Origin of the sequence: Stenotrophomonas thermophila, from assembly GCF_001499715.1 — a bacterium.
In the GTDB taxonomy this organism is placed as follows: Bacteria; Pseudomonadota; Gammaproteobacteria; order Xanthomonadales; family Xanthomonadaceae; genus Stenotrophomonas; species Stenotrophomonas hibiscicola.
On sequence record NZ_CVIW01000001.1, the window covers coordinates 113739 to 136881 of the forward strand.

Here is a 23143-nt window from a genome sequence, read left to right on the forward strand (position 1 = left end):
CCGCGCGCACGGGCCAACCGAATCGGGAACCCCCTTGAACGCTGTCCTTTCTCGTCCTGACAACAGTCGTGGCGCTCCCCGGCCACCGCTGCGTGAACACGTCGCCCAGTCCGTGCGCCGCTACCTGCGTGACCTTGATGGCTGCGATGCGGACGATGTCTACGAGATCGTGCTGCGCGAGATGGAGATCCCGCTGTTCGTGGAAGTGCTCAACCACTGCGAAGGCAACCAGAGCCGCGCCGCGGCGATGCTGGGCATCCACCGTGCCACCCTGCGCAAGAAGCTGAAGGAATACGGCATCAGCGCGTAAGCGCGCGCGTGGGTGGCGCCAGCCGCTGGCGGGCAACCCAATGATGCACGATGGCACGATGTTGCAGTTGCCGGCCAGCGGCCGGCACTACCGGTAGATCCACGCCATGCGTGGATGGAAGCCGGCAGAATCAACCGCCGCCGCCCGCCTTCCAGTAATACCGCACCACGTGGAAGAACACCGGCGCGGCAAAGCACACCGAATCCAGCCGGTCGAGCATGCCACCATGGCCCTCGATCATGTGGCCCCAGTCCTTGATACCACGATCACGCTTGATCGCCGACATCACCAGGCCGCCCCAGAACCCCATCAGGTTGATCAGCAGCGACAGGCCGAACGCCTGCAGCGGCGTGAACGGGGTGATCCACCACAGCGCTGCGCCCAGCGCGCTGGCACTCAGCACGCCACCGACGAAGCCCTCCACCGTCTTCGATGGCGACAACTTGGGCGCGATCAGGTGCTTGCCCAACAACTTGCCCCAGATGTACTGCAGCACGTCCGAGGACTGCACCACGATCACCAGGAAGGCGAACAGCAAGACGTTGCGCGACGGATCATGGCCGGGCACGTGCAGGTTCAGCAGCAGCGGCACATGCGAGATGCAGAACACGCAGATCATCAGGCCCCACTGCACCTTCGCGGTCCGCTCCAGGTAGTGCGTGGTATCACCGCCGATGGTCGACAGGATCGGCAGGAACAGAAACGCATAGACCGGAATCAGCAGCGTGTACATGCCGTACCAGTCGATCCACACCAGGTAGTACTGCCACGGCAGGACGATGTAGAACGCGGCCAGCAGCGCGTAGTAGTCGCCCGAGCGGGTCGGCGCCAGCGTGATGAACTCGCGCAACGCGAACAGCGAGATGATCGCGAACAGCACGATCACCCCGGCACGTCCGAAGAACAGCGCCAGCCCGACCACGATCGCCATCACCCACCAGGCGCGGATGCGTGACACCAGGTTGGCGATGACTGCACTGGGCTGGCCGCGCTGGCGCCAGCGCAGGGTCTCGGCCACCAGCGTGGCCAGCACCAGCACCGCCCCCACACCGGCAAACAGCAGGCCGGTCTGCTGGCCGACACTCTGCGTTGCCAGATCGCCAGATACATCCAGCACGAAACTCATGCACGACCTCCATTCGGCGCCAGGTCCAGCAGCGCCTGTCGGCTGCGGGCCAGGAAGGCGGCCTTGTCCTCGTCAGCCTGCAGCCGCAGCGGCGTACCGAAGGTGGCCGTGCACAGCAGCGGCAGCGGCAGGAACCGGCCCTTGGGCATCACCCGCTTCAGGTTGTCGATCCACACCGGCACGAACTCCAGTTCCGGTCGTTGCCGTGCCAGGTGGTAGATGCCGCTCTTGAACGGCAGCAGCGGCTCATCGCCCACGTTGCGCGTGCCTTCCGGAAACAGGATCAGCGAGCAGTCTTCGTCCACGGCCTCGCGCAGTACCTGCAGCGGATCCTGCTGACGATGCCCGGCCTCGCGCTCGACCAGCACACCGTTGAACACCGCGTCGATCAGGTAGCGACGCAGGCCGTCGCGCTGCCAATATTCGGCCGCGGCCACCGGGCGCACCTGCCGTCGCAATGCCGGTGGCATCGACGACCAGATCAGCACGAAGTCACCATGGCTGGCATGGTTGCCGTAGTACACGCGACGCTCGCTGGACGGCGCACAGCCGATCCACAGCGCGCGGGCGCCGGTCACCACATGGATCGCGCCACTGCAGGCGCGGGCAATCAGTTCGGCAAGCATCGGTCCCTCCCGTTCACGTCTGCGGCCACAACACGGCCACCACCAGCAGTACGAACTGCACTGCGGTCAGCAGGTACTGGCGCAGCAGCAGGCGGCGCATGCCGGCCCAACGCGCATCCCAGCCGCGCAGTTGTGCAGCGGGCGAGGCACGGCGCAGGCCACTGTCGTGCAGCAGCTGATCGGTGCGGCGCGCGGCGGCTTCGTCGTGCAGGCCCTCATCACGCAGCAGCTGCAGCAGGTTGGCATCCAGCCCCACACGCCACGCGTGGTAGGCCTGTGCGATGCCCGCGGCAACACTGAGCAGCAACAGCCCGGCAGCGATCATCGCCAGCCCCGTCTCGATGCCGAGCAGCAGCAACGCCACCAGCAACAGGCCCAGCGATAGGCATGCCGGCCAACGCCCCTGCCGCAGCAGCAGCTGCATGGTCGCCAGATCGGGAACAGTGCTCATGCGCGCGCTCCTGCTGCAGCGGTGATGGCATGCAGATGCGCCGCGCCCAGCACGATGCCGGGGCGTGCCACACGCACGATCGCGACCGCAGCGTCAGCATCGGCCGCACGACCGCTGCGCAGCAGCCAGGTGGCCACGCTGGCCGCACTGCGCGAATAGCCCAGCGCACAGCACACCAGCAACGGCCCGTGCGCATGGAGCCGCTCGATGGCCTCGACTGCCTCGCGCAGCTGCTCCGGCGTGGGCACTACCAGGTCCAGCATCGGCACACTGGCGTACGCCGCGCCTGGCGCGCGGCAGGACAGCTCGGCACAGGCATCCACCACGCCCGACAGTGGCGGCGGCAACGCGCCGTCGGGAATGCGCCCCAGCCACACGCCGTCCATCACCGGCACCGGCCGCGGCACACGCCGCGTCCATAGCCGCGAATTGATCCAGGCTGCACCCAGGTACGGCGCCAGCAGCCAGCGCGCGGCCACGGTCAGGCGACCATCGGCGCGTTTCTGGAACACCGCCGTACCCAGCCCGGCATAGGCCAGCGCCACCAGCAGCAGCGACACCACCGGCCACAGCAGCCAAAGCGCCGTGCCCCCCAGCACCACCACCGGCACCAGCAGCACCCCCGCGCCCAGCAGATAGAACGAGGCCAGACGCCAGCGCTTTGGATCACGCGCCGTGCGCCAGGCCCGCAGTGGCGGCGTGCCCTGCTCGGGCCACAGCCAGACGCACAGCCAGCCGGCCAGCAGGCCGGTCGGGATATCGATGAAATGATGCTGGAACGTGGTCAGCACCGAGACGCCGATCAGCAGCGCCCACACATGCAACACCCAGCGCCACACGCCGTGCAGATACTGCGCGAACTTCACCCACAGCACGATCAGCAGCACGATGTGCAGCGACGGCGCCTGGTTGAACGGCTTGTCGAAACCCAGCAGCACATCGAACAGCCAACCGAACACGCCGCCGATCTCCGGCCGCTCGAAGCTGAAGCGCAGTGGCCACAGCAGGAAACAGGTCACCGCGATCAGCTGTGCACTGAGCAGCCGCAGCGCGTGCCGGTCCAGTTCGAGGCGCTGACGGCACAGGAAGAACGAGACCGCATAGAACAGGTCGATCGACCAGTACGGCACAATCGTCCACGGCACGAACGGGATGCGTGTCTCCCACGCGAACGCCATCACCGGCAACGCAGAGTGGCGACCGGCCATCCAGTTGGCGAAGCCATAGCTGGCGAAGAAGAACGGGCCCAGCAGGGCCAGCCACAGCAGGGCGCGCCGCCAGGGGCGCCCTTCCGCGGCCAGCGGGGTTGCAGCGAGTGTCGCCATCACGCGGTCCGGCGTGCCAGCGACACGGTGAAGATGCCGAAGTCGTCGATACGCTGCGCCACCTTCTCGAACCCGGCCAGGCGTACCAGCTCATCCATCTCCTGCTGGGTACGGCGACGCATCACCCACGCCGCGCCGCCACGGTGGCTGGTCAAGGCCCGCGCGATGAATTCCAGCTGCGGGTGCCAGGGCTGGCCGGTGTAGGCCAGATAGCCGCCCACTGGCACTGCCGCAGCGATGCCCTGCAGCGATCGCAGCACCGCATCGTTGTCGGGGAACAGCTCGTACAGGCCGGACACCACCGCCAGCGTCGGCGCCGGGTCCACCGTGGCCAGCTGTGCCGGGTCGAACGCATCGCCCTGCTCGAAGCGCGCAATGTCGGCCGCACCGAGGCGCTCGATCAACGCCTGGCCCTGGGTCACGTTCAAGTCGCTGAAATCACGCAACACGATGCGGTCGGCGCGCTGTTCGTCCTGGCCCAGCGCTTCCAGCACATAGCGGCCATGGCCGGCGGCCACGTCCAGCACGCGCACCGGCGTGCCCTGCCCGCGCAGGCGCTGGGCAGCATCGCGCAGCAGTTCCTGCAGGTGCTGGCCACGGATGCGGATGCCGCGCCAGCCGATTGCGTCCAGGTAATTGCGGTCGACCATGCGGCCCAGCGGGCCCTTGCCGCGCGCTTCGTTGCGATAGATGTAGTCAAGCGTGCTGCCGGAATCGAAACCGGTCTGCAGGCCCAGCGCAATGCCTTCGGACAGCGTGCCAGCGAAGCGCAGGCCGCCGCGCACCACACGCCAGCGCAGGCCGGCCAGGCTGTTGCGCTCCGGTGGCCAGGCCAGGATCTCCGATTCCTCGAAGGTCGGTCCATGACGGTGCGCGTCGCGCCGTGACAGCTCGCGCAGCGGCTCGGCAAAACGCGCCTGGATGAAGCTGCGGATGCGCGCCAGTGCTGGTGCACGATCGCGCTCGCCCAGCGTGTCGTGGAAGAAGCCCGGCAGGTGCACGCGCTCCTTGATCGGGCTGGACAGGCGCTCGTAGAAGCGGTCCTGCGGGCCGCGATGCACCACGAAGTCCGAACCGGACACCAGCAGCTGCACCGGCACGCTGATGGCCTGCGCATCGGCGACGATGCGGTCAGCCGCTTCGTACAGGCCCAGCAGCACGCGCACCGAGATCGGCCGGGTGATCAGCGGATCGGTACGGTAGCTTTCCACCCGCGCCGGATCGTGGGTCAGCCACTGCGGCTTGACGTAGCTGTTGACGAAGAAGTTGCCGCGCAGCTTCTGCATCAAGGCCAGGCCCGGGCGTGCGAACGGCACGTACAGCTTCACCTTGAACGCCGGCGAGGCCATCACCAGCGCGCGCAGGCGTGGCGCGTAGTCGTGCACCCAGGTGGCGGCGACCACGGCACCCACGCTCTGCGCGATCACCACGATGTCTTCCACCGCGATCCCGTGCTCGGCACCGATGTGGGCAATGAAGCTATCGAGGTCGCGCACCAGCGCTGGGAAGCCCGGTGCATCGCCACGTGCGCCCGGCGAACGGCCATTGCCGCGCGCATCCCAGGCGAAGAAGGCGGTGTCGGGCAGGTCCAGCTCATCGACCAGGTGGGTGACCCGGCCGGAGTGCTCGTGACCGCGGTGCAGCAGCACGATGGCCTTGGTGGCCGGGGTTGCGGTGGTGCCCGCCCAGTACCGGTAGAACAGCGGTACCTGGTCGAAGCTGTGGAATTCCCGTTCCTGCGCCTGACGCATGCAATCTCCTGATTGTCTTCTTGTATCTGCTTGGTTAATTCGGCGAAACCGCTGCTTCCCGCAGTCCCCGACGGACGCGGTTGACCATCGTCAGCACGCACAGCACCGCCATGACCGCGGCCACGCCAGTGACCGTCATCGCGCCAACCCACTCAAACGCCAGCAGCAGGCCCAGCGCACCGATCACGAACGCGCGATCGCTCTTGCCCATCGGGCCGTCATAGCGGCGGCTGGCACCGACCATCAGCCCCAGCACCCCGGCGTACTCGCTCAGGGCCGCGGTCCAGGCCAGCAGCCACAGCGCCTCCGGGCGCACGCCGGGTACGCTGAGCAGGCTCAGGTACAGCGCCGCATCGGCGATCACATCGCACAATTCGTTCAGATAGGCGCCCAGCCGCGATTGCTGGCCAAATTCGCGGGCCAGCATGCCATCCACCGCGTTGAGCGCCATGCGCAGCAGCATCCACAGTGGCAGCAGCAGGTACAGCAGGGGCTGGGCCGGCGCGCAGCACCAGACGGCGGCGGCCACCAGCAGCGAGACCACGGCAGCGGCCACGGTCACCGTATTGGCAGTGATCCCCATGCGGAACAGACCGCGTACGGCTGGACGCAACAGGTCCTGGAAAGGTCCTTTCAATGCGTAGATCGACATGATCCGTACCCGCTGATCCTTGGCAGTGCGGGGCACAGCCTACCCCATCGTTGGCAGATTCCAACAACCCTGCTCCGGTCCGCAGCCCAGCCCCCGGATCGGGCCGGATCGATGTGCCCGACCCGGCCTTGCGTCGATCGCCACGGCAAATTACCCCTTCCAGCGCCCGCCACCGGCCCCCACCGCCTACAATATCGGCCCCGCTCCGCTGCCGATTCTGTCCCATGACTGCTGATCTGTTGCCCGTCCGCCGGGCCCTCCTCTCCGTTTCCGACAAGACCGGTCTGGTCGAGCTGGCCACTGCGCTGGCGGCACGCGGCGTGGAGCTGCTGTCCACCGGCGGCACCGCCAAGGCGATCCGCGATGCGGGCCTGGCCGTGAAGGACGTGGCCGACGTCACCGGTTTCCCGGAAATGATGGACGGCCGGGTCAAGACCCTGCACCCGATGGTGCACGGCGGCCTGCTGGGCCGTTCCGGCCTGGATGATGCGGTGATGGCTGAGCACGGCATCGGTGCCATCGACCTGCTGGTGCTGAACCTGTACCCGTTCGAATCGGTCACCGCCAAGGCCGACTGCACCCTGGCCGACGCGGTCGAGAACATCGACATCGGCGGCCCGGCCATGCTGCGTTCGGCGGCCAAGAACTTCGCCCGCGTGGCAGTGGCCACCGACCCCTCGCAGTACGCCGAGCTGCTGGCCTCGCTGGACGCCAACGACGGCCAGCTGTCGGCCAGCACCCGCTTCGCCTTCTCGGTGGCTGCGTTCAACCGCGTCGCCCAGTACGACGCGGCGATCAGCAACTACCTGTCGGCGGTCACCGCCACCGACGCCGCCGTGCCGGCGCGTGCCGAGTACCCGGCGCAGATGAATTCCACCTTCGTGAAGGTGATGGACCTGCGCTACGGCGAAAACCCGCACCAGAGCGGCGCGTTCTACCGCGACCTGTACCCGGTGCCGGGCACCCTGGCCACGTTCCAGCAGCTGCAGGGCAAGGAACTGAGCTACAACAACCTGGCCGACGCCGATGCGGCGTGGGAATGCGTGCGCCAGTTCGATGCACCGGCCTGCGTCATCGTCAAGCACGCCAACCCGTGTGGCGTGGCCGTCGGTGCCGGCAACGGCGATGCCTACGAGCTGGCCTACGCCACCGACCCGACCAGCGCCTTCGGCGGCATCATCGCCTTCAACAAGCCGCTGGACGCCGCCACTGCCAAGGTGATCCTGGACCGCCAGTTCGTGGAAGTGCTGATTGCCCCGGACTACGAGCCGGCCGCGCTGGAATACGCGCAGAAGAAGGCCAACGTGCGCGTGCTGCGCATCCCGCATGGTGATGGCCTGAACAACTTCGACAGCAAGCGCGTCGGCTCGGGCCTGCTGCTGCAGTCCTCGGACAACCGCGGCATGACCCGCGACGAGCTGAAGGTGGTCAGCAGGCTGGCGCCGACCGACAAGCAGTTCACCGACCTGCTGTTCGCCTGGAAGGTGGCCAAGTTCGTCAAGTCCAACGCGATCGTCTATGCCAAGGACAACCGCACCATCGGCGTCGGTGCCGGCCAGATGAGCCGCGTCTACTCGGCCCGCATCGCCGGCATCAAGGCCGCCGATGCGAACCTGGTGGTCGAGGGTTCGGTGATGGCCTCCGATGCGTTCTTCCCGTTCCGGGATGGCATCGATGCCGCTGCCGCCGCCGGCATCAAGGCGGTGATCCAGCCGGGCGGCTCGATGCGCGATGCCGAAGTGATCGCCGCCGCCGACGAACATGGCCTGGCGATGGTGTTCACCGGCGTGCGCCACTTCCGCCACTGATCCGCATCACGAAGCCGGGCCCTGCCCGGCTTTTCTCTTCCGTACCCGAGAACCCTGTCCCATGAAGATCCTCGTCATCGGCTCTGGCGGCCGCGAACACGCCCTGGCATGGAAGCTGGCCCAGTCCTCCCGTGTCACCGAAGTGATCGTGGCACCCGGCAACGCCGGCACCGCCAGCGAAGACAAGTGCCACAACGTGGCGGTGAAAGTCACCGATATCGACGATCTGCTGGCGCTTGCCCAGGCTGAAGGCGTGGCACTGTCCGTGGTCGGCCCGGAAGTGCCGCTGGTGGCCGGCGTGGTCGACCGCTTCCGCGCCGCCGGCCTGCGCATCTTCGGGCCGACCGCCGCCGCCGCGCAGCTGGAAGGCAGCAAGGCCTACGCCAAGGACTTCCTGGCCCGCCACAACATCCCCACCGCGTTCTACGCCGTGCACACCGACGTGGACGCCGCGCTGGCCTACATCCGCGAGAAGGGCGCGCCGATCGTGGTCAAGGCCGATGGCCTGGCCGCCGGCAAGGGCGTGATCGTGGCGATGACCCTGGCCGAAGCCGAGGACGCGGTACGTGACATGCTCTCGGGCAACGCGTTCGGCGATGCCGGTGCGCGCGTGGTCATCGAGGAGTTCCTCGACGGCGAGGAAGCCAGCTTCATTTCGATGGTGGACGGCGTGCATGCGCTGCCGATGGCCACCTCGCAGGACCACAAGCGCGTCGGCGACGGCGATACCGGCCCCAACACCGGCGGCATGGGCGCCTATTCGCCGGCCCCGGTGGTGACGCCGGAGGTGCATGCACGGGTGATGCGCGAGGTGGTGAACCCCACCGTGCAGGGCATGATCGCCGACGGCATCCCGTTCACCGGCTTCCTCTACGCCGGCCTGATGATCGATGCCAGCGGCGCGCCGAAGGTGATCGAATTCAACGTGCGCTTTGGCGACCCGGAAACGCAGCCAGTGATGCTGCGCCTGCAGTCGGACCTGGTCGAGCTGGTGGAAGCCGCCATCGATGGCCGCCTGGACCAGGTCGAAGCGCAGTGGGATGCGCGCCCGTCGCTGGGCGTGGTGCTGGCGGCCAGGCCGTACCCGGAAGCGCCGATCACCGGTGACGTGATTTCCGGCCTGGACGACGTGCCGGCCAGTGCCAAGGTGTTCCATGCGGGGACTGCATTGGACGCGCAGGGCCACGTGGTCAGTGCCGGCGGTCGCGTGCTGTGCGTGGCCGCACTGGGCGACAGCGTGCGCGACGCGCAGGCGAATGCCTATGCCGGCGTGGCCAAGGTGACCTGGGCCAACGAGTTCCACCGCAACGACATTGGTTGGCGCGCGATCGCACGCGAGGGGTGAGGCCTGGTAGATCCACCACGCAGCCTCCTGCATGGAACCAGATCACGGATTCTGGGAGTTTTCACCGTCCTCGGCATGGAAGCCGGGACGGTGCGCTTCGGAAAGAGGCGACGCACATCAAGCGAAGGAAATTACGCTGAGTGAATCCGCTATTTCGCCGAGTCAAGATAACGTTTCCAGTTCTCGAAGAGACGCGCAACATTCTGCTCATGTGAGTGCGCAGTCGGATCATACCCATCAGAAGCTGGCATGTACCTGACAAAGCTCTCCAGAGACTCCGGGTAATCAAAATCAGCGTAGATCCTCTCAACCTCTCCGAGCGGATCAGCAATCTCATCGCGCTTGGCGTAAGCGTCCGCGAGAAATGCAACAAGCCATCTTCTGAGAATCTCATCCTCGTTTGAGTTCTTATCGAATGCCGCCAACTGCGCAGCTACGCTATTACGCTCATCGGGAAAAGCCCCTTCAAGTCTTTCAATCAAGGCGTTCAGATTGAACTTCTCTTCCAGTTCCTTCTGCTCCGACGCGCAGTGCTTCACAACCTCAAAGTCAATCAGATGGCGCCCCAGTGCCCACGCCACCTCGGTCTGACTCCAGGGTCCATAGGGCTGAATACAGTCATACGTTCTCATGTAGACACTCACTTCTTGTTTGGTATTCCGTTCATGCTGCCACCTTCCACAAATCTTTGATGGGTCAAGTCGCCAGCCTTGTCGACTATGTATTCAAATCGACCGGCCTTTCCATTGAGTTCACCTGGCAGCTGAGTCAGAGTGCGGACCACGCCGTCACCCCCTGTCAATGGAGTATGAACAACCGCTTCTGCAGCGGTCTCTCGCATAAAGGTCGCCGAATTGTGCCCAGCGTCGGCTTTGAGTGCACTTCCCACAGGTCGGGAATTCAAAAGTGCCCGACCTTCAACACTCAGAGCTTTGGATGCCGCCACACCTGCTCCACCGGCACCTGTAACTCCTGCGATATCAGCAGCGATACTGGTAGCTGCTGATACGACACTTGGATTGGCCATCGCAACCATGCCAGCTTCGATCAGCACTGGGGCAGCCATTGCCGCTGTAACAGCGATTGCGGCCGGTCTCATCGGCTCGTATACGGCGCCATTTCCGGCAGCAATATCCCTCCGATGCCGCTCAACGAATCGCTCTGCGGCCTGCCTTCCATCCGCATCGACGAACCTGTAGGGATTCCCGTTCGCGTACCGATACCTATTGAACTGCTCAACTGGCTTTTGGTGAGCGGTGACTGGGTCCACTGACAAAAACACACCCAGTTGTGGATCCATGTAGCGCTGTTGCATGTAGCTCAGCCCTGTGGCCGAGTCGCTCACATGTCCGGCGTACCCAGGTCCATCCGTGACCTGACCGCCTACCACGGCCCCGTAGGGCTCGTAGTCATATCGTTTGATGACGTTGCCGTTGGCATCGCTTTCGGCCACAACCGAGCCGAGGGCATCAGTGTGAATGTATGTGATCGTTGTCTGGGCGATTGCGGATGGTGACAGGCCAAGGCCCATCAGCAGCAAGCAGCACAGCCAGGCGCCTATAGCACCAAGCTTGCGAGTTCGATCTTCAAATGCCCCCCGAAGCGGGTCGACACACCGCCTGCAGTTCCCCCGAACCTGCGCATCATTCCAATCCATGAAAGAGCCTTGAAGCAAGGCTTGGCATTCATAGCACAGGAAGGCAGTCATCGGAGTCCAACTCCAGGACTGAGGCCAAAATGACCATTCTGAATTGGACAGGCCCTGGGCTATAAACCTCGCGAGGGATTGAACGGCCACCGGAAGCGCATGACTGCCAGCCATGGGCCGGTACTACTGAATCCGCCGATCAGCGGCTGGCATTACCAACTGCCATGCCGGCCAAACGAAAAGCCCCGACCAACGCCGGGGCTTTTCATCAGAACGGGTTCCGGAAATAGGAACCGAACCTAAGATCTATGCCTTACGCGGTGAACAGCGCCTTCATCTTCTTCAGCGCGTTCGCCTCAACCTGGCGGATGCGCTCGGCCGACACGCCGTACTCGTCGGCCAGCTCCTGCAGCGTCACCTTGCTGTCGGCGTCCAGCCAGCGACGGCGGATGATGTCGCGCGAGCGAGCATCCAGTTCGGCCAGGCCTTCGCGCAGCAGCTGCATCTGGTTGTCTTCGCTGTCCTCGCGCTCGTAGGCCATCGACGGGTCTTCGTCATCGGCAACCAGGAACGCAGCCGGCGACGGCGGTGCGTGTTCGTTGTCCTCGTCGGTCGGCGCGTCGAAACCGATATCGCGGCCGGACAGGCGCGACTCCATTTCCATGACTTCGCGCTCGGACACGTTCAGGTCCTTGGCCACCGCGCTCACTTCCGCCGCGTTCATCCAGCCCAGGCGCGTCTTCGACTTGCGCAGGTTGAAGAACAGCTTGCGCTGCGCCTTGGTGGTGGCGACCTTCACGATGCGCCAGTTCTTCAGGATGAACTCGTGCATCTCTGCACGGATCCAGTGCACGGCGAAGGAGACCAGGCGCACGCCCATGTCCGGGTCGAAGCGCTTGACCGCCTTCATCAGGCCGATGTTGCCTTCCTGGATCAGATCGCCCAGGGCAAGGCCGTAGCCGTTGTAGCCGCGGGCCACGTGCACCACGAAGCGCAGGTGCGAATGCACCAGCTCGCGGGCGGCGTCCAGATCGTTGCCGTCGCGGAAGCGACGGGCCAGGTCCTGTTCGTCATCGACCGACAGCACCGGGATCTGGTGCACGGCACCGATGTAGGCGTCCAGCGAACCGAGCGCACTGGGAATCGGGAGATTGTTTGCCACAAGGGCAGTAGAGGTGTTCTGGCTCATATGCACCCATCTTAGCAGTCCGGGATTTGGACTGCTAAAGGAGGAAAAAGTTCCAGCATCCTATTGATGCAACACTGGTCCCAAACAGAGCCCTACCGTAGCGCGATTTGATGACAGTGGCGAGCGCGCTTTTCGGGATTCACAATCCCTTGGAATTCAAGCAATTACCTGCCGGAAACCGGCCGATTCCGGTCAAGCGGAGCTGAACGGGCCGTTCTGGAGGCCCATTCAGGCCGGGAACGTTGTCCGGCGTTCAGGTCCGGCCGCCAGCCGGCGCTCAGAGCACCGAGCGCGGCGGCAGCGACCAGTCGATCTGGGCCTGGCCGCGACGCTGCAGGTACTCGTTGGCCATCGAGAAATGGCGGCAGCCGAGGAAGCCACGATGGGCCGACAGCGGCGACGGATGCGGGGCCTTCAGAACGCGATGGCGACGGGTATCAATGACCTTGCCCTTCTGCTGCGCGTAGGCACCCCAGAGCATGAACACCAAGCCTTCGCGTTCGCGGTTGAGCACGTCCACCACGTGATCGGTGAAGCCTTCCCAGCCACGGCCCTGGTGTGCGCCGGCCTTGCCCTCCTCCACCGTCAGCACGGCATTGAGCAGCAGCACGCCGCGTTGCGCCCACGGGATCAGGCAGCCGTGGTCCGGGCGCGGGATACCGAGATCGCTCTCGATCTCCTTGTAGATGTTCAGCAGCGACGGCGGCACCGGCACGCCCGGCGGCACCGAGAAACTCAGGCCATGCGCCTGGCCACGGCCGTGGTACGGGTCCTGGCCGAGGATCACCACCTTCACCTGCTCGAATGGCGTGGCGTCGAACGCGGCGAAGATCTGCGGGCCGGGCGGGAATACCGCCGCGCCACTGGCCTTGCGCTGGCGCAGGAAGCTGGACAGCTCGCGCATCTGCGGCTGCAGGAGGTAATCGCCGACATGCTGCTTCCAGCTCGGTTCCAGCTGGATCGTCGGGGTGTCCGCTACTTCATCAATCATTGCACCACTTCATCGAATCAGGGGTCCATCGTTCAACCGGGCCAGGCGAAGCTGGAACAGCACCTTGGTGACCAGCAGCCGTTCTTCGATCGGCTTGAGTACCAGGTCGTTGGCGCCGGACTGCAGCAGCCCGGTCTGGTTGTGCGGGTTGCCGTCGCCAGTCATCACCAGCACCGGCAGGCGGCGCTTGCCGTAACCGAAGTCCACGCGCACGCGCTGCACCACGTCGCGGCCGCTCAGTTCGCCCTTCAGGGTGACGTCGGTCAGCACCAGGTCGATGCGATGGCGGCTGCGGCCCAGCGACTCGGCGGTGAGCAGGGTGAACGCCTCTTCGGCGCTGACCACGTGCAGCACGTTCAACTGCTGGCGTTCGAGCATGCGCTTGGTGGCCTCGGCCACCACGCGGCTGTCCTCGATGTAGAGGATGGTCGCGCCGGGAATGGTCTGCGGCTGCACATAGCCGCGGATGAAGGTCGCCAGCGCCTCGTGGCCCAGCGCCTTGTCGAAATAGTCGGTGACGTACTCGGTGAAGCGACGCTGCTCCAGATGCTGCTGGGCATCGCCGGACACCACGATCACCGGCACGTAGGCCTGGCCGGCCGCTTCGCGGATCATCCGCGCCAGCGCCAGGCCGTCGCCATCACGCAGGGTCAGCGAGGTGGTCACCAGGTCCACCGGGCCCTGCGCCAGCGCCTGCTGCGCATCCTCGATGCTGTCGCAGCCGATCACCTCCACGCCCGGCAGGTCGCGCTGCAGGACGTCGGCGATCAGCTTGCGGACCAGCTTCGAGCCATCGACCACCATCACCCGCGTCGCGGGCCCTTCAAGGTGCTTCAGCGCTTGCGGTTGCATGCCGGTCTCAGGTGTCGGTCGGTCGGGTCTGGCGCAGGAAGTGGCCGGTGACCAGCCACGCACCCAGCCAGCCCAGCAGCAGCGTGCCGAGCAGGACCAGGCCACCGTGCAGCAGGTCCAGGCCGTGCAGCACGAACGGGCTGCCGTAGCTGCGCGAGAGTTCGGCCAGCGGCACGCGCAGCGCGGCACCGGCGGCGCCGATCAGGGCCAGCGCAACCGCGCCGGCGCCCAGGCCATACCACGCACCCAGGTACAGGAACGGGCGGCGGATGAAGCCATCACTGGCGCCGAGCAGCTGCAGCACGCCGATCTCTTCGCGGCGGGCCTGGATGTCCAGGCGCACGGTGTTGCCGACCACCAGCGCGGCACCGACGCCGAGCAGGACCGACAGCACCTGCACCAGCCGCGCGCCGAACGCCAGCCAGGCATCCAGGCGCTGGCGCCACAGTGCATCGTGCTGCACCAGGTCGGCCTCGGGCAGGCTCTCCAGCGCGCGTGCCAGGCGCGCGTCGTCCTTGCCCTGGCCGGGGGTGATCACCAGCAGCGAGGGCAGCGGGTTGTCATTGAGTGCGTCGATCGCCTCGCCGAGGCCGGCGTCGCGCAGTTCCTGCAGGCCCTGCTCGGGCGTGCGCACGTTCACTTCGGCCACGTCGTCGCGGTCGCGCAGCTGGCCGGCCAGGCGCAGCGCGCCGGGGCCATCGACGTTGCCCTTCAGGAACACATTGATGTCGCGCGACTGCTGTACGCTGCCGGCGAACTGCTTGAGGTTGTCCAGCGCGATCGACAGGCCCAGCGGCAGGGCCAGCGCCAGCGCCATGACCATCACCGTCAGCAGGGTCGCCCACGGTTTGCGGCAGGCACGGCCGAGGCTGAACACCACGCTGTGCGCGTGGTGCTGGAACCAGACGCCCACGCGCGAGGGGGCGGCGGCTTCGCTGTTTTCGTTCTTCGCCATGGTTACTCCGCCAGGTCGTGCGGCGAGATGTCATCCACCAGCCGGCCGTGGTCGAGGATCAGCACGCGCTTGCGCATGCGGCGCAGCAGCGGCAGGTCGTGGCTGACCACCAGCACGCTGGTGCCGCGCGCGGGCAGCTCGGCGAACAGGGCCATGATCTCGGCCGCCAGGGTCGGGTCGAGGTTGCCGGTCGGCTCATCGGCCACCAGCAGCTTGGGCTCACCGACGATGGCGCGGGCGATGCCGACGCGCTGCTGCTCACCGGCCGACAGCTGCGAGGGCAGCGCCTTCTCGCGGTGGCCCAGGCCCATCCGTTCCAGCACCGAGCGCACGCGCTTGCTGATGTCGCCACGGCGGGTGCCGCGCAGGATCAGCGGCAGCGCCACGTTCTCGGCGATCGAGCGGTCCATCAGCAGGCGGTGGTCCTGGTAGACCGCACCCACCGCGCGACGGTGGCGGGGCACATCGCCGCCACGCACCTTCAGCAGGTTGCGCTCGTCGAACACCACCGCGCCACGGCTGGGCCGCTCGTCCAGGTGGATCAACTTGAGCAGGGTGCTTTTGCCCGCACCGGAATGGCCGGTGACGAACAGCATCTCGCCCGGCGCGACCTCGAAGCTGACATCGGTCAGCGCCTCGTGGCCACCGGCGTACTGTTTGCTGACATTGTCGAAGCGCAGGACACTCATGCCCCGATTATGCAGGACCGGCGCGACGTCGTGGAGACGGTGGGTGCCGACCGGCCCGGCCTGGTGGGTGCCGACCGTTGGTCGGCACACCTTTCAAAGCCACCCGACCAACGGTCGGGTGCTACCCGCTGATCGGCAGCGCCGATCAGCTGCCCGACAGCATCCGGCGGATCTTGCGGCCGATGCGGGTCAGGAACGAGTCACCGGTATCGGCGGCGGTACGCACCGGCTTGGCCACCACCTGCACCGGGGTCACCGGGCTGGCGCCGTTGCCGGCGTTGGCCTGTACACCCTCGGTACCTTCGACCGGACGGCCGTGGCGACGACGACGGCGCTTGCGCGGCTTGTGCTCACCGTCCACCGTGGCTGCCGGTGCGCCTTCGGCACGCGGCGGGCGCGGCGGACGCGGGGCCTGGGCGGCGGCGCCTTCGGCACCGGCAACCGCGGCGGCAGCGCCCTGCTCGCCTTCCACGCGCGGCTTGCGCGGGCCACGCGCACGGCGTTCGCCGCTGCGTTCACCGTCGCGACTACTGCGGCCACCACCACTGCCGGAGCGGCCGCCGCTGCGGCCACCGCCCCGACGCTCTTCCTCGGCGGCGCGGGCTTCGCGCGCTTCACGGAAGATCTGGCCGACGCTTTCGTTGTCCTCGCCTTCCTCGCCTGCAGCCGGGGCCGGGCGTTCCGGGCGCGGCAGCGGGGTCAGCAGTTCCTTGGTAACCGGCTCGGACGGAATCTTCTGCTCGATATAGGCCTCGATGTCCGGCAGGCCCATGGCGTAGCGCTCGCAGGCGAAGCTGATCGCGTCGCCCTCTTCACCCAGGCGCGCGGTGCGGCCGATGCGATGCACGTAGTCTTCGGCGTCGAACGGCAGGTCGTAGTTGTAGACGTACTTGATGCCGTCGATGTGCAGGCCGCGCGCAGCCACGTCGGTGGCCACCAGGATTTCCAGCTGGCCCTTCTGGAAGCGGTTGAGCAGGCTCTCGCGCTTCTTCTGCGGCACATCACCGGACAGCACGCCGACACGGTAGCCGGCCTTTTCCAGCGAACGCGCCACGCGCTCGACGAACACCTTGGTGTTGACGAAGACCATGGTGCGCGCGCCTTCGCTGCGCGACAGCAGGCCCAGCAGCAGCGGGATCTTCTCGTCGTCGGCCGGGAAGTAGATGCGCTGGCGCACGCGCGCGGCGGTGATGGTCTCGGCTTCGACCACCAGCTTCTGCGGTTCGTTCATGTGCTCGTAGGCCAGCTCCAGCACGCGGTGGCTGAGGGTGGCACTGAACAGCAGGGTCTGGCGGGTGGTGCGCTCGGGCATGCGGCGCAGCAGGAAGCGGATGTCCTTGATGAAGCCCAGGTCGAACATGCGGTCGGCTTCGTCCAGCACGCAGATCTCGCAGGCGTGCAGCGACACCACCTTGTGCTGCTTGACGTAGTCGATCAGGCGGCCCGGGGTGGCGATGATCACGTCCACGCCCTGCTGCAGCAGCTCGCGCTGCTTGTCGTAATCCACGCCGCCGTAGACCAGGGCGAAGCGCAGGCCCAGGTCGGAACCGAACTTCACCGCATCCTTGTGGATCTGGATGGCCAGCTCGCGGGTCGGGGCGAGGATCAGCGCGCGCGGATCTTCCGGCTTGCGATCGGCCAGCGCCGGACGCGTCAGCAGGCGGTTCACGACAGCGACCAGGAAGGCCAGGGTCTTGCCGGTGCCGGTCTGGGCCTGGCCGGCAACGTCACCACCGGGCAGCGCGACCGGCAGGGTCAGCGCCTGGATCGGGGTGCAGCGGGTGAATCCGGCTCCTTCAAGACCGGCCTGCAGGGCCGGATGCAGCTCGAAGGAGGAGAAGGTCAAATCGGTCAGCGGTTTGTCGCTCATGAGTCCGTCTTGGTATGGCCGCCGGCCCGTGGGGCGGCTGGCACTTCAGCGTCTGGGGGCACCGTCGCAAACTGCGGCCCCTGCGGCGGGTTGGCAGGCTGGGACCACCCGGTCCGCGCGCCGCACAATGCCCCAGTTTACCGCACTCGGGCAGGCAAACCGGAATGCGGCATCTCATGGCATCCAGAGACGCTGCCTTCACCCAGCCACACCGGACTTGAACGGCCTGCCCGGGTTCGCTGGTGTCGCCCACTGCCAGCCCCATGTACAGGAAGACAGTGAAATCCGACACATACCGGCCATCGAAGCGATCACGATACGCTGGGTTCCAACCGGCGCCTGTCCCTGCCCTGCGATAGGGGTACACTGCCGGCCGTGAGCGTCCAGGCATCCCGCCGAACGCACCGTGGCAGTGCGCCGCGAGGCAACGACGAGGGTCGCGCCACCGGGCATGGCCCAGTTCACCCACCTCCGGCATGGCCGGGTGCAATCCAAGACGAGAAACCAAGATGAGCGACAAGGTTGTACATGTCGGCGATGCCGACTTTGATAGCGCAGTGCTGAATTCCAAGGAACCGGTGCTGGTCGATTTCTGGGCCGAGTGGTGTGGCCCGTGCAAGATGATCGCCCCGGCGCTGGACGAACTGGCCGATGCCTACCAGGGCCGCGCCAAGATCGCCAAGGTCAACGTTGACCACAACCGTGCGCTGGCCGCCAAGTACCACGTGCGTTCGATTCCGTACCTGGTCGTGTTCAAGGACGGCGAGAAGGTCGGCGAGCAGATCGGTGCGGTGGGCAAGGCCCAGCTGGCCGGCCTGCTGGACAAGGCCCTGGCCTGATCCTGCGGTTCTCCGGCAGCCGCCGAACGCGGCTGCCGGCGGCGCCCCTGCGCCCATGATGAATGCTGTTCCCGGCGACCCTTGCATGGCGCCGCAGGCCGATGATAGTGTCGGCATATCCGGCCGCGTTCGCGTGCCGCACCCTCTGGACGCAGTTTCTTCCAGACCCATTCCCAACGTTCGCCGCCCCAGCCGGGCGCTCGCACCTTCAAGCGAGGAATAACGCTCTTGTCCGATAACACTTCCGAAACCGGCAGCGCCGATGCGCCCGCCGAAAAGCGTGTGCGCAAGCCCCGCGTGAGCAAGGCCGCCGCCCCGGCAGCCGCCGAAACCAGCGCCGCTCCGGCGCAGCCGACGCTGCCGTTGGCCTCCGCGCCCGAAGCTCCCGCGCCGGCGCCGGCGCCGGCCGCAGCACCTGCACCGAGCGCGCCCGCCGCCGAGGCCCCTGCCAGCAGTGGCGGTGGCGAAGGCAGCGAAGGCCGCGAATCCGGCCAGCCGCGCCAGCAGCACAACCATCAGGGGGGCGGCCAGAACCAGGGCCAGAACCCATACAACCAGAATGGCCAGCAGGGCCAGGGGCAGGGCAACCGCCGCGACCGCTTCCGCAACCGCCGCGACCGTGACCGTGACCGCAACAACCGCTTCCGCGACGAGGGCATGCCCAACGACGGTGGCGAGCAGCAGCCGTTCGTGCCGCGCCCGCACGCCAACGTGCCCGAGGGCTTCCCGGTCTATTCGCTGAGCGACCTCAAGCGCATGCCGGCACAGAAGCTGCTGGAAATCGCCGAGCAGCTGCAGATCTCCGAAGGCGTGGCCCGCGCCCGCAAGCAGGATGTGATCTTCGCCCTGCTGAAGGTGCTGACCCGCCACGGCGATGGCGTTGCCGCCGACGGTGTGCTGGAAATCCTGCCGGATGGCTTTGGCTTCCTGCGCGCGGCCGAAGCCAGCTACCTGGCCGGCCCGGACGACACCTACATCTCGCCCAGCCAGATCCGCCGCTTCAACCTGCGCACCGGCGACCACATCTCCGGCCGCATCCGCTTCCCGAAGGACGGCGAGCGCTACTTCGCGCTGAACATCGTCGACACCATCAACGGCGAGCCGATCGAAGCGTCGAAGAACAAGGTGCTGTTCGAGAACCTGACCGCGCTGTTCCCGCGCCGCCGCTTCACCCTGGAGCGTGGCAACGGTTCGTCGGAAGACATCACCGGCCGCATCCTCGACCTGATGGCGCCGCAGGGCAAGGGCCAGCGCTCGCTCATCGTGTCGCAGCCGAAGGCCGGCAAGACGATGATGATGCAGCAGGTCGCCACCGCCATCACCACCAACCACCCGGACGTGCACCTGATCGTGCTGCTGATCGACGAGCGCCCGGAAGAAGTGACCGAAATGCAGCGCACCGTGCGCGGCGAGGTCATCAGCTCGACCTTCGACGAGCCGGCCGCGCGCCACGTGCAGGTGGCCGAAATGGTCATCGAGCGCGCCAAGCGCCTGGTCGAGCACAAGAAGGACGTGGTGATCCTGCTCGACTCGATCACCCGCCTTGCCCGCGCCTACAACAACGTGGTGCCGAGCTCGGGCAAGGTGCTGACCGGTGGTGTGGACGCCAACGCCCTGCACCGCCCGAAGCGCTTCTTCGGTGCCGCGCGCAACGTGGAAGAAGGCGGCAGCCTGACCATCATCGCCACCGCGCTGGTGGACACCGGTTCGAAGATGGACGAGGTGATCTACGAAGAGTTCAAGGGCACCGGCAACAGCGAAGTGCACCTGAGCCGTCGTATTGCTGAAAAGCGCGTGTTCCCGGCCATCGACATCAACCGTTCCGGCACCCGCCGCGAAGACCTGCTGATCGAGCCGGAACTGCTGCAGAAGATCTGGATCCTGCGCAAGCTGCTGCATCCGATGGACGAAATGGCCGCGATGGAATTCCTGCTCGACAAGATGAAGAACACCAAGTCCAACGACGAGTTCTTCGGTTCGATGAAGCGCTGATCCGGCGTTGCATCGGAAGAAGCCTGCCGCTCGCTGCGGCAGGTTTTTTTTGCCTGCAGGGCGACCTGTTTCACTTTGCCGCCGCCGACTTTTGGCGATAATTCGCCCTATACCCTGCCCGGCCCCAAGGGCGTGGCCACCGATTCCCGCTGTCGCCCCTTCCGGAGAACCGGTCGGGTCCAGCCTCCTGCCGGATCCGTCGACGCATGCGAACGCTGTCTCCCCGCCTCAACCTGGGCAAGCTGATCCTCGCCCTGGCCCTGCTCAGCGCCATCATCGCCCTGGCCAATACCCTGCTGGCCAGCTACCGGGTGCAGCGCGACCAGCTGGTCGGCAATACCCTGGAAGCCAACCGCGTCTATGCCACCAAGCTGGCCGAGACCACCCAGAACTTCCTGCTGGCCGCGCAGCAGGAGTTGGCGTATGCGGCCACCCGGCTGGGCCAGAGCAATCTCGATCCGGCACAGGCGCAGGACGAAGCCAGCCGCCTGCAGTTGCAGACCAACAGCTTCAATTCCTCGCTGGTGGTCGATGCCGATGGCCTGGTGATCGCCACCTCGCCACAGACCCTGCAGTTGCAGGGCGAGATCCTGCACAGCGTCGGCAACAACGCGGCACTGGCCGCGCGCCAGCCGATGATCAGTGACCCGTACCAGTCGGCCACCGGCAAGCTGCTGGTCTCGCTGTCGCACCCGATCTTCGACCGTCAGGGCCGCTATCGCGGCTACGTCAGCGGCACCCTCTACCTGCGCCAGCGCAGTGCGCTGCACACGCTGCTGGGCAAGCACTACTACCGCGACGGCTCGTATCTGTACGTGGTGGACCGCCATGGCCGCCTGCTGTACCACGCCGATGGCAAGCGGGTGGGCGACTACGTGGTCGGCAACCCGGCGGTGAAGGCAGTCGTGCGCGGTGAACGCGGTGCGCAGCAGGTCCGCAACAACCTGGGCGTGTCGATGCTGGCCGGCTATGCGCCGGTACCGGCCACCGGCTGGGGCATCGTCGCCCAGCGGCCGACCGAGGCCACGCTGCAGCCATTGTCGCGGTTGATGACCGCGGTGATCTGGAACGCGATCCCGCTCGGCCTGCTGTCACTGCTGGTCACCTGGTGGTTCGCCCGCCGCATCTCGCTGCCACTGTGGCAGCTCGCACGCAACGTGCAGGGCGGCGAAGACACCGGCAATGCGATCAGCCACGTCAGCGGCATCCGCGCGTGGTACTTCGAGGTCGCCCAACTCAAGCAGGCAGTGCTGCACAGCTTCAATGCCCTGCAGGACCGTATCGGTACGCTCAACCGTGCCAGCCGTACCGACCCGCTGACCGGCCTGCTCAACCGCCGCGGCCTGCAGCAGGCGCTGGACGCGCTGCAGGTGCAGGGCATCCCGTTCGCGATCCTGGCGCTGGACATCGACCGCTTCAAGTCGATCAACGACAGCCATGGCCACGACGTCGGCGACGCCGCCATCGTCCACATCGCCGACCAGATGCGCCGCTATTCGCGCGACAGCGACATCCTCTGCCGCGCCGGCGGCGAGGAATTCCTGCTGCTGCTGCCGGGCATCAGTACCGACTCGGCCCGCCAGGCCGGTGAACGCCTGCGCCAGCACGTCGCCGATCATCCATTCGAACCGGTCGGCACCATCACAGTGTCGCTGGGCGTGGCTCACTTCCCCAGCTTCCATGTCGACGCCGAGCAGGCATTGCGGCTGGCCGACAAGGCGCTGTACATGGCCAAGGAACAAGGCCGCAACCGGGTGGTGATTTACCCTTACGCCGACTGACGCGGAGCCGGACCGGCCAGCTCCGCAAGGACCTCAGCTCTGTTGCAGCGGGGTCAGCAGGCGCAGGCCGCGCTTGGCGCCGTCCACCATGTAGACGCCGCCTTCCGGCAGCAGATCGCTGCCGGCCTGCTCGACCGGGTCGGCCTCGTGCCACGGCACGCTCTGCCGCGGCCCCGGAATGAAAGCGCGCCAGCGGCCATAGCGCTCGGCAGCGGCATTGCGATCATCCGAGAACGCATAGTTGACCGGCACGCGTACCGACCAGAATTCCCGTGCGACGTCCTCACCGCTGCTTGGAGGAATGAAGGTCCACTTGCGGGCGGTGTTGATGCTGGCCTTGGCCAGCACATCGCGCAGCTTGGCCATGGTCCGCTCGGGCCCTGCCACGGTCATGTTGACCTGCTCGGCAATGACGTCGGCCACCGTGCCATCACGGGCGACCTTGATCATCAGGATCACATCGCCCTGACCACCGATCCTCATTGCCTCGTCCGGATACCGCGGCGGCGCCAGGCGATCCGCTGTCACCGAATCGGTGGCCTTCGGATCGTACTCGCTGAAATCCACGCTGGTCATGCTGACTTCGTAGTCGCCCTTGCCTGTGGACTTGCCACGCAGGCGAACGCGCAAAGGGGCCCTCGTGGCCACCGCCTGGCCATCGCGCAGCGTGGGCTCGAAGCGCCAGCCACCGATGGTGCCTTCGACGAAGGAGGCGATGCCCGGGGCGACCATGGCTTTCTGGTCCAGCACCAGCGAACTGACCGCGCCCTCCGGCGTGACCTCGATGTGACCGGACAGCACCATGCTCATTTCCGCAGTCGCACGTACAGCGCGTGCGGTCTGCGCAGTGGCGTCACCTGCAAGCAGGGGGGCGCCGGCACCGACGGCCAGCACGAGGGCGAGAAACAGTGGAGAACGCATCATTGCCGGATCCTTGGTGATG

The 23143-nt window shown here is 66.5% G+C and carries 21 protein-coding genes; 6 read left to right on the plus strand and 15 right to left on the minus strand.

What is annotated here, in order from left to right:
* Positions 1–34 precede the first annotated feature (34 nt).
* Positions 35–310 carry a DNA-binding transcriptional regulator Fis gene (gene fis, locus BN1263_RS00535; protein ID WP_005419706.1) on the plus strand — a complete coding sequence of 92 codons (276 nt, stop codon included), beginning with the start codon at positions 35–37 and terminating at the stop codon, positions 308–310.
* Positions 311–440: 130 nt separating this feature from the next.
* On the opposite strand, the gene BN1263_RS00540 is transcribed toward fis, so the two are convergent.
* Genes BN1263_RS00540 through BN1263_RS00565 form a run of 6 tightly spaced genes read right to left on the minus strand, consistent with a single transcriptional unit; the run spans position 441 to position 6241 of the window.
* Positions 441–1436 carry a phosphatidate cytidylyltransferase gene (locus BN1263_RS00540; RefSeq protein ID WP_010481069.1) on the minus strand — a complete coding sequence of 332 codons (996 nt, stop codon included), beginning with the start codon at positions 1434–1436 and terminating at the stop codon, positions 441–443.
* On the minus strand, positions 1433–2062 hold the full coding sequence (locus tag BN1263_RS00545) for a lysophospholipid acyltransferase family protein (RefSeq protein ID WP_021203255.1): 630 nt from the start codon (positions 2060–2062) through the stop codon (positions 1433–1435). Before BN1263_RS00545 ends, BN1263_RS00540 begins: the two co-directional genes overlap by 4 nt.
* 13 nt (positions 2063–2075) lie before the next feature.
* On the minus strand, positions 2076–2513 hold the full coding sequence (locus BN1263_RS00550; protein ID WP_058978822.1) for a hypothetical protein: 438 nt from the start codon (positions 2511–2513) through the stop codon (positions 2076–2078).
* Positions 2510–3838 carry a phosphatase PAP2/dual specificity phosphatase family protein gene (locus BN1263_RS00555; RefSeq protein WP_058978824.1) on the minus strand — a complete coding sequence of 443 codons (1329 nt, stop codon included), beginning with the start codon at positions 3836–3838 and terminating at the stop codon, positions 2510–2512. Before BN1263_RS00555 ends, BN1263_RS00550 begins: the two co-directional genes overlap by 4 nt.
* Complete coding sequence (locus BN1263_RS00560) at positions 3838–5589, minus strand: bifunctional alpha/beta hydrolase/class I SAM-dependent methyltransferase (RefSeq protein ID WP_058978826.1); 1752 nt, start codon at positions 5587–5589, stop codon at positions 3838–3840. The genes BN1263_RS00555 and BN1263_RS00560 overlap by 1 nt, the downstream gene beginning before the upstream one ends.
* Before the next feature lie 34 nt (positions 5590–5623).
* On the minus strand, positions 5624–6241 hold the full coding sequence (locus tag BN1263_RS00565; RefSeq protein WP_058978828.1) for a CDP-alcohol phosphatidyltransferase family protein: 618 nt from the start codon (positions 6239–6241) through the stop codon (positions 5624–5626).
* A 224-nt stretch (positions 6242–6465) separates the two neighbouring features.
* Between BN1263_RS00565 and purH the strand changes: the two genes are divergently transcribed.
* The gene (gene purH / locus BN1263_RS00570; protein WP_058978831.1) at positions 6466–8049 is read left to right on the plus strand and encodes a bifunctional phosphoribosylaminoimidazolecarboxamide formyltransferase/IMP cyclohydrolase; all 1584 of its coding nucleotides are present in this window, start codon (positions 6466–6468) and stop codon (positions 8047–8049) included.
* 61 nt (positions 8050–8110) lie between these two features.
* Positions 8111–9394 (plus strand): phosphoribosylamine--glycine ligase, encoded by a 1284-nt coding sequence (gene purD, locus BN1263_RS00575; protein WP_058978833.1) that lies wholly within the window; start codon positions 8111–8113, stop codon positions 9392–9394.
* A gap of 149 nt (positions 9395–9543) precedes the next feature.
* Here the strand turns inward: purD and BN1263_RS00580 are convergent, their stop codons facing one another.
* The 8 genes from BN1263_RS00580 to rhlB all read right to left on the minus strand — a co-directional run bounded on the left by BN1263_RS00580 (position 9544) and on the right by rhlB (position 17588).
* The gene (locus BN1263_RS00580; protein ID WP_053090762.1) at positions 9544–10026 is read right to left on the minus strand and encodes a DUF2247 family protein; all 483 of its coding nucleotides are present in this window, start codon (positions 10024–10026) and stop codon (positions 9544–9546) included.
* Positions 10027–10034: 8 nt separating this feature from the next.
* Positions 10035–11102: an RHS repeat domain-containing protein gene (locus tag BN1263_RS20810; RefSeq protein WP_251101979.1), complete on the minus strand. Its 1068-nt coding sequence runs from the start codon at positions 11100–11102 to the stop codon at positions 10035–10037.
* Between the two features lie 253 nt (positions 11103–11355).
* Entirely contained in the window at positions 11356–12231 is an 876-nt protein-coding gene (gene rpoH, locus BN1263_RS00585; protein ID WP_005411269.1) for an RNA polymerase sigma factor RpoH, read from the minus strand.
* A 277-nt stretch (positions 12232–12508) separates the two neighbouring features.
* Positions 12509–13222, minus strand: coding sequence for a uracil-DNA glycosylase (gene ung, locus BN1263_RS00590; RefSeq protein ID WP_058978835.1), 714 nt, complete (start codon positions 13220–13222; stop codon positions 12509–12511).
* Between the two features lie 9 nt (positions 13223–13231).
* A complete protein-coding gene (locus tag BN1263_RS00595; RefSeq protein WP_043034539.1) occupies positions 13232–14074 on the minus strand; it encodes a response regulator in 843 nt (280 codons plus the stop codon).
* Positions 14075–14081: 7 nt separating this feature from the next.
* Complete coding sequence (ftsX, locus tag BN1263_RS00600) at positions 14082–15029, minus strand: permease-like cell division protein FtsX (protein WP_005414664.1); 948 nt, start codon at positions 15027–15029, stop codon at positions 14082–14084.
* A gap of 2 nt (positions 15030–15031) precedes the next feature.
* Positions 15032–15718, minus strand: coding sequence for a cell division ATP-binding protein FtsE (ftsE, locus tag BN1263_RS00605; RefSeq protein ID WP_058978837.1), 687 nt, complete (start codon positions 15716–15718; stop codon positions 15032–15034).
* A gap of 145 nt (positions 15719–15863) precedes the next feature.
* Positions 15864–17588: an ATP-dependent RNA helicase RhlB gene (rhlB, locus tag BN1263_RS00610; protein ID WP_058978839.1), complete on the minus strand. Its 1725-nt coding sequence runs from the start codon at positions 17586–17588 to the stop codon at positions 15864–15866.
* A gap of 509 nt (positions 17589–18097) precedes the next feature.
* Between rhlB and trxA the strand changes: the two genes are divergently transcribed.
* The 3 genes from trxA (at position 18098) to BN1263_RS00625 (ending at position 22200) form a co-directional block, all read left to right on the plus strand.
* Positions 18098–18427: a thioredoxin gene (trxA, locus tag BN1263_RS00615; RefSeq protein WP_005411275.1), complete on the plus strand. Its 330-nt coding sequence runs from the start codon at positions 18098–18100 to the stop codon at positions 18425–18427.
* Between the two features lie 228 nt (positions 18428–18655).
* Positions 18656–20419 carry a transcription termination factor Rho gene (rho, locus tag BN1263_RS00620; RefSeq protein ID WP_058978841.1) on the plus strand — a complete coding sequence of 588 codons (1764 nt, stop codon included), beginning with the start codon at positions 18656–18658 and terminating at the stop codon, positions 20417–20419.
* A gap of 206 nt (positions 20420–20625) precedes the next feature.
* A complete protein-coding gene (locus BN1263_RS00625; RefSeq protein WP_058978843.1) occupies positions 20626–22200 on the plus strand; it encodes a sensor domain-containing diguanylate cyclase in 1575 nt (524 codons plus the stop codon).
* 33 nt (positions 22201–22233) lie between these two features.
* Here the strand turns inward: BN1263_RS00625 and BN1263_RS00630 are convergent, their stop codons facing one another.
* Positions 22234–23124, minus strand: a complete 891-nt coding sequence (locus BN1263_RS00630) for an energy transducer TonB (protein WP_058978846.1) — start codon at positions 23122–23124, stop codon at positions 22234–22236.
* Between the last annotated feature and the right edge of the window lie 19 nt (positions 23125–23143).